The sequence below is a fragment of the Bacillus sp. SRI_025 genome (genome assembly GCF_057592095.1).
In genome coordinates this window covers 245,240-258,987 of record NZ_JBYEGB010000002.1, presented here as the reverse complement: position 1 = coordinate 258,987, position 13,748 = coordinate 245,240, and the positions used below count along the sequence as shown (strand labels likewise).

17 protein-coding genes are annotated in these 13,748 nt (G+C 41.9%); all 17 read right to left on the bottom strand.

The window, feature by feature from the left end:
* Position 1: 1 nt before the first annotated feature.
* The 17 genes from AC20OE_RS06185 to AC20OE_RS06105 are packed head-to-tail and all read right to left on the bottom strand — an operon-like array spanning position 2 to position 13,716.
* Positions 2–835, bottom strand: a complete 834-nt coding sequence (locus tag AC20OE_RS06185) for a phage tail domain-containing protein (protein WP_487268719.1) — start codon at positions 833–835, stop codon at positions 2–4.
* Positions 836–4,852 (bottom strand): phage tail tape measure protein, encoded by a 4,017-nt coding sequence (locus AC20OE_RS06180; protein ID WP_487268717.1) that lies wholly within the window; start codon positions 4,850–4,852, stop codon positions 836–838.
* A 15-nt stretch (positions 4,853–4,867) separates the two neighbouring features.
* The gene (locus AC20OE_RS06175; protein WP_017367766.1) at positions 4,868–5,062 is read right to left on the bottom strand and encodes a hypothetical protein; all 195 of its coding nucleotides are present in this window, start codon (positions 5,060–5,062) and stop codon (positions 4,868–4,870) included.
* A 2-nt stretch (positions 5,063–5,064) separates the two neighbouring features.
* Entirely contained in the window at positions 5,065–5,400 is a 336-nt protein-coding gene (gene gpG, locus AC20OE_RS06170) for a phage tail assembly chaperone G (protein ID WP_059375584.1), read from the bottom strand.
* Positions 5,401–5,438: 38 nt separating this feature from the next.
* Positions 5,439–6,065 (bottom strand): major tail protein, encoded by a 627-nt coding sequence (locus tag AC20OE_RS06165; RefSeq protein ID WP_017367768.1) that lies wholly within the window; start codon positions 6,063–6,065, stop codon positions 5,439–5,441.
* 11 nt (positions 6,066–6,076) lie between these two features.
* A complete protein-coding gene (gene gp17 / locus AC20OE_RS06160; RefSeq protein ID WP_151284798.1) occupies positions 6,077–6,445 on the bottom strand; it encodes a tail completion protein gp17 in 369 nt (122 codons plus the stop codon).
* Positions 6,442–6,825, bottom strand: a complete 384-nt coding sequence (locus tag AC20OE_RS06155) for an HK97-gp10 family putative phage morphogenesis protein (protein WP_269195275.1) — start codon at positions 6,823–6,825, stop codon at positions 6,442–6,444. Before AC20OE_RS06155 ends, gp17 begins: the two co-directional genes overlap by 4 nt.
* Positions 6,818–7,165 (bottom strand): phage head closure protein, encoded by a 348-nt coding sequence (locus tag AC20OE_RS06150; RefSeq protein ID WP_269195276.1) that lies wholly within the window; start codon positions 7,163–7,165, stop codon positions 6,818–6,820. Before AC20OE_RS06150 ends, AC20OE_RS06155 begins: the two co-directional genes overlap by 8 nt.
* Complete coding sequence (locus AC20OE_RS06145; protein ID WP_269195277.1) at positions 7,119–7,460, bottom strand: head-tail connector protein; 342 nt, start codon at positions 7,458–7,460, stop codon at positions 7,119–7,121. The genes AC20OE_RS06150 and AC20OE_RS06145 overlap by 47 nt, the downstream gene beginning before the upstream one ends.
* A gap of 14 nt (positions 7,461–7,474) precedes the next feature.
* Positions 7,475–7,876, bottom strand: coding sequence for a collagen-like protein (locus tag AC20OE_RS06140; RefSeq protein ID WP_487268712.1), 402 nt, complete (start codon positions 7,874–7,876; stop codon positions 7,475–7,477).
* Positions 7,877–7,900: 24 nt separating this feature from the next.
* Entirely contained in the window at positions 7,901–8,191 is a 291-nt protein-coding gene (locus AC20OE_RS06135; protein ID WP_269196464.1) for a hypothetical protein, read from the bottom strand.
* A 2-nt stretch (positions 8,192–8,193) separates the two neighbouring features.
* Positions 8,194–9,399: a phage major capsid protein gene (locus AC20OE_RS06130; protein WP_487268710.1), complete on the bottom strand. Its 1,206-nt coding sequence runs from the start codon at positions 9,397–9,399 to the stop codon at positions 8,194–8,196.
* 35 nt (positions 9,400–9,434) lie between these two features.
* Positions 9,435–10,067 carry an HK97 family phage prohead protease gene (locus AC20OE_RS06125; protein WP_059375606.1) on the bottom strand — a complete coding sequence of 211 codons (633 nt, stop codon included), beginning with the start codon at positions 10,065–10,067 and terminating at the stop codon, positions 9,435–9,437.
* Complete coding sequence (locus AC20OE_RS06120) at positions 10,060–11,301, bottom strand: phage portal protein (RefSeq protein ID WP_350385828.1); 1,242 nt, start codon at positions 11,299–11,301, stop codon at positions 10,060–10,062. The genes AC20OE_RS06125 and AC20OE_RS06120 overlap by 8 nt, the downstream gene beginning before the upstream one ends.
* A 5-nt stretch (positions 11,302–11,306) precedes the next feature.
* A complete protein-coding gene (locus AC20OE_RS06115; protein WP_269195280.1) occupies positions 11,307–11,489 on the bottom strand; it encodes a hypothetical protein in 183 nt (60 codons plus the stop codon).
* Positions 11,490–11,500: 11 nt separating this feature from the next.
* On the bottom strand, positions 11,501–13,213 hold the full coding sequence (locus AC20OE_RS06110; RefSeq protein ID WP_487268707.1) for a terminase large subunit: 1,713 nt from the start codon (positions 13,211–13,213) through the stop codon (positions 11,501–11,503).
* Positions 13,213–13,716, bottom strand: coding sequence for a phage terminase small subunit P27 family (locus AC20OE_RS06105; protein ID WP_487268705.1), 504 nt, complete (start codon positions 13,714–13,716; stop codon positions 13,213–13,215). Before AC20OE_RS06105 ends, AC20OE_RS06110 begins: the two co-directional genes overlap by 1 nt.
* Positions 13,717–13,748: the final 32 nt, after the last annotated feature.

Sequence of the window (13,748 nt, the reverse complement as noted above, 5' to 3'; positions counted from 1 at the left end):
TTTACGGAAAATAAAATCTTGTATCGAATACAATTTCAAAATCATTGGTGTTCTGTATCTCAAACTCATTCATGCCTTTGTCTAAGGACGGCAACCTCCCCGACGTTTTTAATCTTTTATTGCCGACAACGGTATACTGTTTCAGGTTTCTGACCTGCTGGGACTTTTTCAATTCGGCTTCTATTTTCAATCTTTCGTTGTTCGTGTGATTGATAATCGTTATGTTTTTTCCCTTTGCGTTTAGCAGCACATTATAATCATGCTGCAGTGGATTAATCGGTAAGCCAGGATTGAAAACACTGAAACGTTTTTTGTTTTTAAATCGGTACTCCAGATCGTCGCGCCTTTGAATGTTCATTCCTGAAAACCATCTTTCATTAGAAAAGTTCTGCGCGCTTAAAGACGTGCCTTTTGACTCTGCCAGCCCTGTGATATTGTTAAAATCCACTTGGAAGGATACCTGTTTTTTTTGCTTGTCTTTGGGTATTTGAAACCCTCCGTCACACGTAACCGCAAAACGTCTCCCAGGAAGCAGATCACATGAGATGTAATACCAGAAGGGCTGAACAACGAGATCATAAAACTCATGCCTGTACTGATAAAAGTTTGCCGCTATTTTAGCATCAAGCAATATTTCAACCTTGATAGACCTTTCTTTGTACACTATGTCGCGCGGATGCTGCGTTGGTACAAGTCCGTTAAACCTGGTCAACTGTACAAACTCCCTATCAGTGCTCGGCGCGTCAGGTGCAAAGCTAAGCAACTTAAAATAGGGCAGTAACCCTGACAAAGGTTGCTCCCCTAAACCATCTCTGAAATCAAAATACAGATCCATTTATCTTTTCAGCCCTCCTTTATAGGCATTCTGCTCATATTTTTGAGCGCTCTTTTTGTCTAGAATAGATGTGTCTCCTTGATTAAAAACGATGTCTGCTAAATGCTCACCGCCAATAATGACAGGCGCAGGATGGATTCTGATTGTTTGCCCTGTAGCACTTACGTTTTCATTGTTGGTCTGCAGATTATTTGATAGAAGGTTAATAAGAGCATCTAGCTTCTGATTTAGAATAGGCGTATCAATTTCGTTTTTCACAGTCAGTTCGGCGCGCATCGTATTTATTTCATCTGCGGCTCCCTGGATGTTAAAAGCCATTCTATTAATTTCAGACTTGAAGGACGTCATAGCACCTTGCGCCATAGCTGCAGTGCTCTTTTTCACGTCCTGCGCTTTTTCTCCAAGCCCAATGATAAACCCATCGCCAAAGTTCACACCTTCTGCGATGGTCTTCTTTGCAGGTGATTTTGATTGTATGGAATCTTTCAGCGAACGTATTGCAACTTTACCGATGGCCCATGCAGCTTTCCATATCGTACCACCTGTGCCTCCCATACTGCGAATACCATTAGCAAAGCCTTTAGAAAAATCAGCACCCGTGCTAGTTGTCTTAACACTTGATAAACCTTGTTTTCCCGATTGTGCTACGGTGCTACCTGAATTACTAGCGTTTCCGGCTTGGCTACGGATTCCCGACGCGAATTGATTCCCTGCTTTTTGTCCGCCTCCGCCATCGGTTGTTTTGGCAAGTTGGGCTGTTGCTGACGCACTAACGGATGATGCTGCAGACGTATTGGCGCCCTTTGTGCTTGTTATTCCCGCACTATGACTTTTCCCTTTTGTCACTCCTGCTTGAGTAGCTTGAGTGGTATTTTTGTCTAGGTTTGATAACGCTGTTTGGTTTACGCTGCTTGCTGCAGTGCTTGTGCTGCCTTTTGTTGAGCTTATACCTGCGCTAAATGATTGGCCTTTTTGTGAGCCGAATGTTTTAGCTCCTGCATTGCCTTCACTTAACTTTTGCCTAAGTGCTTGCTGCAGAACTGTACCACTGGTAGATACGTTAATTTTTGACGAACTGATTCCATCGCTAAATGATTGACCTTTTTCTTTCCCTGCAATTCTAGGAATGCCGTTTTCCTCTCGCAGTTTTTGATCAAGCGACTGCTTAAGGATCGTTCCACTTGCTAACGTGTTAGGTGTGGCATCTGTTAAGCCGTCCGCAAATTCATCGCCCATTTTCTTTCCCGATTCACGGGCAGATGTTGCACGGTTAAATTCATTTTCAGCATTTACAATTGCTTCGTTTGCTTTACTAGCTGATTCTTCTGCAGAAAATCCTAAACCCTCGTTAAATTCAATAAGTGCTTGTTTCGTTTTTTCTAATGCTTCTTCTTTGCTGTCTCCAAGTTTTTGTAAGAAAGCAACCTGTTTTTCGGCCCAGCGTGCTTGGTATTTTGCATCGCTCTCTTCCATTTCAATGAAAATCCCCATTGAATTACTGGAATACTCTTTTTGTTTTTCCAGGGCTTTTCCCGTTTCCAAGTCCAGCAACTTACCATCTTGCGACATCTGATCAAACAAAGCTTTGGAACTGTTTTTGTAAGCCTCTAGGTTTTCAGCAAGAGCCTTTTGATAATCTGCATTACTTTTAGCTTTTAGTGCTTTGTGCTGCGCTGCTGATATGGCTTCTTTTGCAAGGGCCTCATCTAAAACTTTATTTCTGTAGTCGCGATCTTCTTTAGCTGCTTTCTGTCCCTCTTTATAAATACCGCTGATTTGATCATTGTAGCTTTTCGCATTTTTAAAAGAGAGTTTGTTTTGACTCTCAGAAACTCTCTGTTGGATTGCTAAAGCGTCCTTTTGATTTGCGGCAAACTTACTTGTTGACTGTTGAAAAAATGAAATTATCTCTTCAAAAGTTTTCTTTTGAGAAGCATTCATTTTCGATGTCATTAAGCCTGTTTCATCTTTCAATTTTTCTAACTGCCGTATTTTCTCGCGAACTTTTTGGACGTCTTTGTCAATGTCTCCAACCAATTGATCGGACCAATCTTCTCCGATTTTCTTTGTCTCTTTTTCCTGATCTTCAAATAGTCCTTTGAGAACTGCAATTGCATCAGTCTTAAATCCTTCTAACTCCTTAATAAGAGATGTGGACATTTTTTGATAAGTAGACAATAGATTGCTTGCCATCTTCTCGGCTTCTTTTCCTGAAACCTGTGTCAGTTGGAACAGTTGTGATGTAGCTTTTTCGCGTAGATTCACATATGATTCGGCCGCTTTTTGTGTCGCTTTAGAAACACCCTCGCCATATAAAAGCGCTGCTTCTTTTGCTTCTTCTTGGCGTTTCTTTTGGTTTTTCAGCTGTTCATTATAAGCATATGTCGCTACGGCAATACCGCCTAGTAAAGCCGTTCCACCAACTATGGCAAGCCCCACTGGACCCGTAAATGCTAAGAGCGCACCAATACCCATCGTTAGCGTTGCGACTGCTGTTGTGGCGCCCAAAACACCCGTAGCAAACAACGCAGTTTTAGCAATCGTTTGAGCTGTGGCAGAATCCATTTTGTTAAACATGGAAACGATGTCTGCTCCTTTTTCAGCTAGGTTACCAAGCGCAGGAAGTAGACTTTCAGTAAGCTTAATCTTTGCCCCTTCAACTGCAGACTGGAAAGCAATGATACTGCCCCGCGCATTATCAAGCATTGTGTCAGCCATTTTTTTAGCTGCACCGTCTGATTCTTTTAGTGCTTTAGTGTTTTCTTTCAATGCCTTGCTGCCTTTTTGTAAGAGAACGGCCCAATGTTTGTATGATTCAGCTCCGACAATGGTTTTTAAGGTTGCGGCTTGCTGCTCCTTCGTCATGCCCTTCATACCCTTTTCCATCTCGGCAACAACTTCCGGCATACTCTTCATGTCTCCCGCTACATCAAAGAAAGCAAACCCTAACTTATCAATTACCTTCTGCGCCTTTCTAGCTGGTGTTGCCAGCCTGATCAAAGACGTACCAAAGGCTTGTCCTGCGATTGAACCTTGCAAACCTGCATCACCAAACGCCATGACTGCGGCCGCTGATTCTTCGAGTCCCCAGCCTAATGAATTGGCGTTAGGTGCAAGGAACTTCATGGCCTCTCCCATCTGCTCCACGTTCGTGTTAGCATTAGCCGCACCATATGCGATTACGTCCGATGCGTGCCCTGCTTCCGATGCTTTCATAGCAAATGCCTGCATCATGTTAGATGAGATGTCGGCGGCGGCAGCTAAATCTAGTTGACCTGCAGCTGCTAAATTCAGCATACCTGGCATGGCTGCGTAAATATCATTTGCTTTAAATCCGGCCATCGCCAGGAAGCTTTGTGCATCTGCGGCTTGGCTGGCGGTGAAAACAGTTGTTGCCCCCAACTCTTTAGCCTGGTTTTTCAGCTTTTCGACTTCTGCAGCTGTTCCCCCTGAAATAGCTTTTACTTTGCTCATTTGTGTTTCAAATGACATACCAACTTCTACGGCGTCTTTCAGTGGGAGGGCCAAGCCAGCAAAAGCAACTCCTGAAGTCATCGCTACCGAAGCACCCGTACTTCTCATTTTGTTGCCAACTGTATTCATTCTTTGGCCCATCTTATAAAGTGATGAGGATGTTCTTTTTATCTCAGCTTCCATCCTCTGAATTTTGTTGGTCGTTTGTGTTAACGCATTTTGCGTCTTATTCATTTCAGCTGTTGCATAGTTCAACCGACGGGCCAGGGTTTGCGTTGATTCCGCATCCTTTCCCTTCTTGATGGCTGAATCTGCATAAGCTCTTTCAAGTGCTTTGACCTTCATTTTATGCTGGTCTAATTGCTGTGAAAGGGTTCTGACTTTCGCCTGCGACGTTTTCAATTCATTGCCCCACACACCAACGGCAGTCCTATTTTTCTCAAACTCGGACTTTATGTTTTTCATTTGAACTGCAATTGCTTTCATTTCCCCGTTAAATTGGGACGAATTAGAATACAGCTTTACTTTAATGTCTTTGCTCAATCCCTCACCACCTTTTTACAGTCCAGGTATCTGATCAATGTATAAAGGCTTATCCGATGCTGCAGCGTTTTTACTTGGCTTTTCCTTGCTCGCTTCTTTGCGCCGCGCGAGTCGCTTCAAGTGATAGACAATGTCCATTTCGTCTATCTGATTTTGAGTAAAGCCAATGTCCTCTAATGCGTTATACATATCAAGGACAGCATCGGACAAACTTACTCCCCCGGCTCTGCTTCCTCTGCGGTTTCTGGATTCAGGATCTTGCTCGCTTCGACGATATTTCCGATGACATAGTTTGCAGTTGCGTAGATTGTTCTATATAAAAGTCTTGAATCAATGCCTTTTTCAAATTCTTCTGCAGTGAATTTGTTTCCGAACACTTCACAGATAAACTCTGATTGTTTACTTGTATAAATCCTTTCAGGATCATTCGATTCAAGGTCTTCTGTTATTTCTGCCGCAGTCCTAAATAAAACACCCGTGATAAAGTTAGGTGTGGAAAATTTCTTTTTCTTACCGTTTAAATGCAAGGTGATTGTCAATGCTTCCATGCTATTGCCTCCCGATTACAAAATAAAAAAGAGCGTTATTAAACGCCCTTTCCGATGTCTACTGAACTTGTGGAATCCTCTGTATCTTTTCCCGTTGAAAACGACGCACCGTCGTATACAACTTGTTTAAACCATTCATCCGGGTCAAAGCCTTCGTCGAACTCAGCTTGAGCCTTCCAACGGTTTTTCCCCTTCTTATTTTGAAGAGTCATGAAACCTGCTTTAAATTTTGCTGTTTCAGGATCTGCTTTACCCTCTGTGGTTTTATTTTCGTTAGCCATCAATTCAGGAAGTCCCTTTAAGAACCAGTAAAATCTATGGCCGCCTGTGGACGTTTTCGCCCTAAAGCCAAAAGCCAAGAAAATAGCCTTGTCATCAGAACTGGCAAAAGAAATCCCATTTTCGACCTTGTGACCGAAAATCTTGTTTTGCACCTCAATAGGTAAATCTGCTAGTTCAGCCTCAAGGTCAATGTCACCCATGTTGTTAAATGAATCATAGACGCCGTTATCAGCCCAAAATTTAGATTGCTCTGATTTAGGATCGACCTTGACGTTTACAGCTCCTGGCAGTCGTTCAGGCTTTGCATATTCAAGTCCTTTGTCATCATCCTGAATAAGCTCAGCATAATGGAACATGTCTAATCCGTAGATTGTTTTCCCCATCTGTTTTCCTCCTAGAAAAATGTTTTAACGTACCTCATGCCCTTGTGAAAGATTTTTGTATCTGTTTCGTAAAGATCGACTGAATCGTACCTCCCGTAACCTAAATCTTTCATCAGTTTGTCTATCTGTTTTGCTATTTCTGTTTCATGCGTTCGCGTGTCTGCTTTTGAAAAAATACTTAGCTGAAAACGAACTTCACTAGCAGCTGCTTGGTTGTCTCTGTATTCCTGGTCCCTATCTGTAATCTCTGAAAACACAACTCTAGGGAATGCGGCCACATCATCAGCCACAAGATTATGAAAACCACCCGTGACAAGCTGCTTTAATTCATCGTTTTTTATTAACGCTGCACTCAATTCTTTCTTTGCATCAAAGCTCATTTAATAGGCGCCGTGATAATTCTTTCCATGATCTTCACAGCTTGTCCCTCCCCTTCGATTGCACTTTTTTCAATGAATGGATGCGGCGGCATTTTAGACGTGCCCCATTCTAAAAAACGTCCTCTGTAAGCGACTTTTCTATTCGGCCCAACCGATACAAACAGTTCACCGTCTTTGGATTCTCTTGCAGCTGAAACCGTGATGTTATCGACCATGTGAGGCTGATTTTTTGAACTTTTATTCACGTTACGTTTTTGGTGCGCGGCTATTACCTCGCCCCCAGCTTTAAGGGCAACCTTTTCAGCTTTTTCCACGTCGTCACCTATCTTGTTGAAAAATCTCGTTAGATCATCAAATCCATCAATATCCATATCAGCCATTTACGCCGACCTCATTGCATGTGACTTCAAGTTGCTTCTTTTTATTTTCGATGTCGTTGAAATCCATTACATCGAAAGTGCGATATATGGGCTCTCCTGCGTCATCGGTACCCGTTCGATGAAGAATACGCATATCTTGCGTAACGTCTTCCCGGTATCTTATTGTGATTTTCTTTGGTGACTTAACGCCTAACGCACCGGCAACAAGCGTATCTGATTTTGTGCCGGAAAATCCTTCAATTGAACCCCATGTCTCAAAAACATTTTCGTAGGATTCATTCCAATTCAGCTCATCATCCTGTACCCTTTTCTTTACTTGGAAGATTAACCTCCGATTCAATTTGCTTATCTTCTTCATTTCCTTTCACATCCACATATCGAAGTTGAGTCAGCAAAGCTTGAACGGTAAAAGGGATGTTTGAGCCGGAAACACCTGACTCATACATCCCCCTGTTTTCGTACCAATGCTCAACTAACATCCCTACTACAAGTTCAAATTGAGCGTTACCTTTTGTATAACGCCCTATTCCGTTTCTGATATATTCCTTTGCTGCAGTAATTAAGGTTTTAAGTAAGGCATCATCTTGGTCGGTATCAATTTTTAAATATTCATCTTTCAGCATTTTTAAATCCATAGAAGACCGCCTACTTATTCAGTATTTTCTTTACCCTCAAGCCCATCAACTCGCGTCTGTAAATCTGTAATCATTTTTTGTACTTCTGAATTGATATTGTCCCATTTAACACTACCTTTACCGATTGTCCGTGAGTTTACAGACCCGTCGCCTAAATGATCGTTCTTAATAGCCCCCGTTTCAATTACTGCAGGATCTCCTTTGTCACCTTTTGGACCTTGCTCTCCTGGATCGCCTTTTTCTCCTTTTGGACCTTGAGGGCCTTGTTCACCAGGATCACCCTTTAACCCCTTCACATAAAGAGGATTTTCTTCGCTATTGTCTCTGATAGAAACAGGCGTGATAGGTTTACCGTCAGGCCCCGCCTCTGCAGAGGTGTATACTCCGTTACTCTCATTCAAAAAATCTTTAGCCATGTTTAATCCATTCCTTTCAATTGTTTATTCTTTGCTCAGTTTGCTTTTCAGCTCTTTTATTTCGTCTTCCATTCCCTTGAGTCTAGTTTCAATAGACGAATTAAGATGCTCCGGCATGACGCTTCCCGTCCCGATGTTTACCGAACGAACCGCTTTTTCGGCCAGCATTTCATGTGTCACGCTTCCTGGTGCAGCTGATCCGCCGCCTCCTACACTCACTTCCTCGCCGTCTTTGACTATCTTTCCTCCTGCAAACTCTAATACACCACCAATGACAGTTCTATCCCCGCCATCAGTGGTGTAATTTTTCGTCACTCTCAAGACTTTTTCACCTCTTCTTCTTTTATTGATAGTTGGCCGTAAACTACGGCATCTTCGTCCCACTTTCGGACGTCTTCTCGTTCAATTGCACGTACTTTTGTTGTGTTCGTTTCAAATGATCCTGCTGCAAGGTTCGTATAGTCGATAGACTGTTGCTGACGATCAAATAAGACAACGGCCTCTTTTAAATCTCCAACGATTACAGGAGCTTTCCCTGCTTTTGTTTTCAAGACCTTGTTTGAGATCACCACCACACGGCGACCATACAGCATTTTGTTTGTCGGTTCGGATGGAATGTCCTTGAGTAGATATTTACCGTCCGCATCTTTCAGCTGATCCAGATAGTTAAACCCATCTTGGTTTGTCATGATGATCGCACCAGCTGAAATGGCGGTATCTAGCGTAACGTTTAAAGTCTTTTTAATGTCATCCAGGCCTTTAAATTCAACCTTTTTTAAATCGTCAAGGATAGCTAGGATAAGAGCGTTTCTTGTTGCAATTGACTTTTTGACAAACCATTTTGCCACATACGTCATGATGGCTTGGTCTGTATCTTGCAGCAATGTATTTGAAAGAGGTAACAATCCAGCATAATCAGTGATACTGTATGATAGTTTTGTAAACTTAGGCTGGTCTGTTTCTGGAATGTTCCCCATTTCCTCTATGTCTTGAAATGGTGTCATGTCTCCGTTTTTTTCAAGCATACGGCTACCTGATCTTGTTGCAACCGGCTCGACCGTGACATATTGCTCAAGTTGATGTAATTGCTCCCGCTTTAACTCTTTAATAGTTCGTGAAATATCTTCGGGGATCAGGATTCCGCCATCTTCTTCATTTTTTCCTGACATCGCTCTGAATTCAGGATTTTCTAGGAATTCACGTTCTTCATGTGTTAAGGATTTACCTCGAAGAGACTTCATGAACAACTTGGTAAATTTCTTTTGACGTTCTTCCTTATCCCCTTCTGCTCCTTTTCGTCCCTCCGGATTACGTTCTAGCTCCGGCACAAAATTTTCACCGCCAGGTAAATCCGGCACGTTCAGTGATCTTCCTTCTACCATCAATTCAATTTGATTCTTGAGCTCTTTCACTTCATCGAGAAGCTGGCGCGCCTCCTCTGTTTTTCCTTCTGCAAGTGCTTTGTCAGCATCTTCTTTCTTTTGCGTAAACCGCTGACGCAGTTCAATTTCTTTTTTTGTCATCTTTATTTTTCCTCCTCATAGAACGCAAAAAAGCCTTACTCTGGAAGATCAAGGCTTAAAAGTTCCAATTCAATTTTTAAAGTTTCATCTGTTGGTGCACTTCGTTGTTCTTTCATTTCTTCTACTTTCTCTAAGCTGCGGGCACCTACTACAGCTTCGGTATCGCTATACGCTGGTGTCGTTACAAGAGATATGTCATAAATGCGGTGAATGTTGTTTATTCTTCGTTCGTATATGTCTTCATCTTCATTTATGCGCCACTCGTCAGGCTCTTCTCCGTTATAATCCAACGAAAAGGCAAAAGAACATTGATTAATAACGCCGCTGCGTATATTCTCCATGAGATCGCGCGCATATGACGTGTCTGACGGCTTAAATCTGAATTTAAGACCTATGCCATCTATTTCTAGTTCAAGCCGCCCTGACTCCCCTGAAACGGTATTTCGCGCTAGGGGAAAATCCTCTCGGTGGTTAAAAAGTGCAATGACGTTTGATAGATCGGTAGATTCTAAAGCGTTCCTGCTGATAATTTCTTTGAACCATCCCAAACGCTCGGACCACTTTTCAAATTTCAAAGCATAGCCTTCCACATATTCGGATTGTCCCTCTCCATCAGAACGGATCTCAATAGGCGTCGTGAGCAGCCGCACTTCTTTTTCCTTACTCATTCTTGCTGTCACCTCCCTTCATGGCAGAACCCGCTTTAAGTCGCTGGTACTCTTCCATAAAGTCAAGGAACACATAATTCAAACTGGAAAGATATTTCTCGCCATGCTCGATAGGGTTTCTCTCTATCAAGTCGCGAATCTCATTTTTATTTAAAAGACCCGCTTCGCTCATGGTCTTAAAATACTCTGCTTGAGTTTTACTGTCGCCGCGCAGCTCACTATCAACATTGAATTTTACATAATGGCCCGCTTTTTGATCATTGTCAGTAAACAGCTTAATATTTAATTCTTGTTCAAAATTCACGATCCACGGTTGCAGTGTATTTTTTACGTATTCCAAGGATTGATGCTCAATGTTTGAAAACGTGGCTTTATCAAGTTCATTGAGTTTATGCAAAGGAACTTTGTAAATCATGGCAATTTGAGCTTTATTGAATTTCATAGATTCTACAAACTGCGCTTCTTGCAACGGCATGGCAATAGATTGATATTCTAGTCCATTGTCAATAATGGCTATGTTTTCACCTTGGTTGACCCGCAGCCATTCTTTACGAACGTTCTCTTTTGGTTTTTCATCCAAGAAAGAAGGTACTTTTAGAATACCTCGCGGCGTGGCTTCGTTTTTATATAGTTTTGCGTTATATTTTGTGGCAGCTGCTTGAGCGCCTATATGCTCTCTCACTACCCCAATAGGCGACTTACCGTGAATGCCATCCGTTGATAAACCTTTAAAATGCAGCACTTGGTGTTCATATAGTTCCATCGTTCTTCCGTTAACGTTGGTTTGGTACCACAGCCTCCCTGAGTCGGGATGGATGTATGCTTTTGTTGCATCCGGCCGCAACGGGTAAAGATTTTCAGGGAACCCATGTGCCCCAAATTCAATCATCGAATAGGCATTTCCCCATGTGAGGACATGGGTCATCATGAGTTTCTTCCATACATATGCAGTCATATATGGGTTAGGCCTTGCGTAGATCGCATAGGCAGATGGATGATTAGGGTTTCTGTTGACTCCTTGACTCTCTTTTTTAAATGTGTGTATCGGCAGCTTTGCGATGTCATCAGACAATACATTTACACAGGCAAAAATGTCCGGCTGCTCAAATGAATTACTTTCACTGACTCTTTCACCACTTGCCGTTTCTCTACCTCCAAACAGATTGATCAACTGGCTAAAACCGTCTAACGTTTTTGAGCCGGATCGTTTTTCAAAAAACTTGTCTATAAACAATTATTTCACCTCTCTTTCTGCCGCGCGTGACTTGACAGCAGGTAGGCGTAAAACATAAAAAATACACCCGTCAGAAATAGACCGATGTTTGTATTTACCCGATACGCTGCCAGCAGAATAAAGATGCACCCTCCAATAAACAGCAAGTCGTTTAATATAAATTTCAGAAGAACAATAAATTTTTTCACTCTCTCACATCCTAAAAACTGAAATTTCCTGAAAAATGTTTATTTAAGTCAACGTTTGCGCCCGTATCGTGATACATGGCTCTAGCAAAAGCATTCATAACCGCTGCAGCTGGATCTATTCTCTGTGGGGATTTCGCTTTGTCTAACATGATATTTTCTTGCGCGTCTTGTTTAATGATTGCGTTATTATATGCAAAAGTTAGAAGAGGATCGTTCCCATGAATGAGCTTGCCCTCGTATACCTTTTGTCTGTAATCCTTCGTAGGTAAAGAAAGGTGCTGAAGCCTTTGCGGAAGCTCCGTCATATTAAATCCTTTACCCTCAAGTCTCTGCGCTAGGTGTAACGCATTCCATTTGTCATATGCAATTTCCATGACTCTCAATTTGTTGACGTGGGCAAATTCAACAATCCATCTTTCAACAAATTGATAGTCAACTGCCTCCCCTGGCGTGAATGTCATCCAACCTTGATCACGCCATAAATCATAAGGCACTTTATCAGTAGCCATTTTCTCTTTTGCTTTTTCCTCTGGAATGAAGGAATGCTGACCGACATAATAAAAACCATCAAGAACACCAACCCACCCGACAGAAGTCAAATCAGTTGTCATAGATAGATCTAAACCAAGATAGATCGCCATTTCTTTTAGATCAGGTATTTCACCATGACAGGCCCGCCATTTTGACATTTTCATATAGCCGTTGTCTTTTTGGTCGACCCAGCGATCCATGTTTTTTGTGAGGAAACTTCTCATCTTTTCAGGCACATCTAATGCAACTTTTAACGCTGACCGAAGTGATTCCATCCCTTCTGGGTAAGTTGCTACAATCGGATTTGCCTTGATCCAGTTCGACTCATCCTTTACGTCGTCTTCGGGATCAAGTTCACAGATCATAACAAAATAGTCATCGTTTTCAATTTCAATGTCGGGATCAAGAATTTTGGAAACATATTGATACTCTTTGAAACACGGCCCGTTTAAGTTGAAACCTGCGGTAGTAATGATAACCATCAAAGGGCTTCGACGTGCGACCATTCCACTATCAATAACATCATAAATTTCACTTGTTTCATGTGCTTGGTATTCGTCGACTATCCCAAGAGAAGGGTTTTTTCCGTCTCCTACTTTTCGGGCTTCACGGGATAACGGTTTGATGATTGAATTTGTTGCGTATTTTGTTACCTGCCCGTTAGCGTCTGTGTATTTCCCTTCTAAAATAGGTGCGTGCTTTAGTTGTTCAATGATTGCTTGATAGACTTCATCTGACTGCTCTCTTGACCAACCGGCAATAAACACGCGGTGTTTTTCTCTAGTAGGAAAGATTTCATATGAAGCCATGATAGCCAGCAATTGTGATTTCGCGTTTTTTCTCGCTAACTGGATGTATGCTTTTCTAAAACGCCTGGCACCATTTTCTTTTTTGTAAAAGCCGTAAATATTAGCAGCAATGAATAATTGAAAGTCTGTAAGTTCAATTGGCTTACCTGCTAATATCCCTTCGACATGATTAAATTGCTTGGCCCATTCATAGAAATCAAGGACTGCTTCCGCGTCAAAATAATACGGACAGTCTTCATCTGCTAACCGCTCTACGTCTTTAATGAACCTCTGAACAGCCCACTTGTGCTTCTTTCCTGCTTTTATTTCGCCCGCTTGAATCTTTTCGCAATATGACCAAACTCGCTCAATTAAAAGCTCCGCGGTCATTTCTTGCGTTAGCATTACATGCGCCCTCCAAAGCGTTCTTCTTCTTTTGTCTTAGGCTTGTCATCTTTCTTTGGGATAACGAGTTTACAGCGTGAGGAAATGGTTAAGCCTAAATCACTTGATGCTTGTCTGCATTGTTTAAATAATTTGTCTTGATTTATAAGAAGATCACTGTAGGCAGGATTCGCAATTTCAAACTTTTCTCCCTCTGAATTTTCAGCAAGGGTTGTGATCGGTGTCTCTAATAAGATTTCTGTTATTTCTAAGTATTGTTTTCGAGCAAACAAAAAACGGGCAAGCGCATCTACATCTAAATTTGTCATAATTCCGATGTTTTTGAGCTCGTCCGCTATCTTTTTGAATTCTCTTTTTAAATCTTTTGGTAAATATGCAGGTGCTTTTACTTTATCATTTGGCGCCTTTACTTCTTGTTTCCTTCTTTGCTCAATCTCTTTCTTGGTAAGGTTCTTCTTACCCTTTACCAACAATAATTCTACCGGTTGTCTAGGCCTCGCCATCCTCTCACCTCCTTTCAAAATTTCATTTAGGG

Excerpts from the sequence above, each read along its gene's own strand:
- AC20OE_RS06185 (WP_487268719.1), bottom strand. The coding sequence starts at position 835 with ATGGATCTGTATTTTGATTTCAGAGATGGTTTAGGGGAGCAACCTTTG.
- gpG (WP_059375584.1), bottom strand. The coding sequence starts at position 5,400 with ATGGAAGCATTGACAATCACCTTGCATTTAAACGGTAAGAAAAAGAAA.
- AC20OE_RS06165 (WP_017367768.1), bottom strand. The coding sequence starts at position 6,065 with ATGGGGAAAACAATCTACGGATTAGACATGTTCCATTATGCTGAGCTT.
- gp17 (WP_151284798.1), bottom strand. The coding sequence starts at position 6,445 with ATGAGCTTTGATGCAAAGAAAGAATTGAGTGCAGCGTTAATAAAAAAC.
- AC20OE_RS06155 (WP_269195275.1), bottom strand. The coding sequence starts at position 6,825 with ATGGCTGATATGGATATTGATGGATTTGATGATCTAACGAGATTTTTC.
- AC20OE_RS06145 (WP_269195277.1), bottom strand. The coding sequence starts at position 7,460 with ATGGATTTAAAAATGCTGAAAGATGAATATTTAAAAATTGATACCGAC.
- AC20OE_RS06140 (WP_487268712.1), bottom strand. The coding sequence starts at position 7,876 with ATGGCTAAAGATTTTTTGAATGAGAGTAACGGAGTATACACCTCTGCA.
- AC20OE_RS06130 (WP_487268710.1), bottom strand. The coding sequence starts at position 9,399 with ATGACAAAAAAAGAAATTGAACTGCGTCAGCGGTTTACGCAAAAGAAA.
- AC20OE_RS06125 (WP_059375606.1), bottom strand. The coding sequence starts at position 10,067 with ATGAGTAAGGAAAAAGAAGTGCGGCTGCTCACGACGCCTATTGAGATC.
- AC20OE_RS06110 (WP_487268707.1), bottom strand. The coding sequence starts at position 13,213 with ATGCTAACGCAAGAAATGACCGCGGAGCTTTTAATTGAGCGAGTTTGG.
- AC20OE_RS06105 (WP_487268705.1), bottom strand. The coding sequence starts at position 13,716 with ATGGCGAGGCCTAGACAACCGGTAGAATTATTGTTGGTAAAGGGTAAG.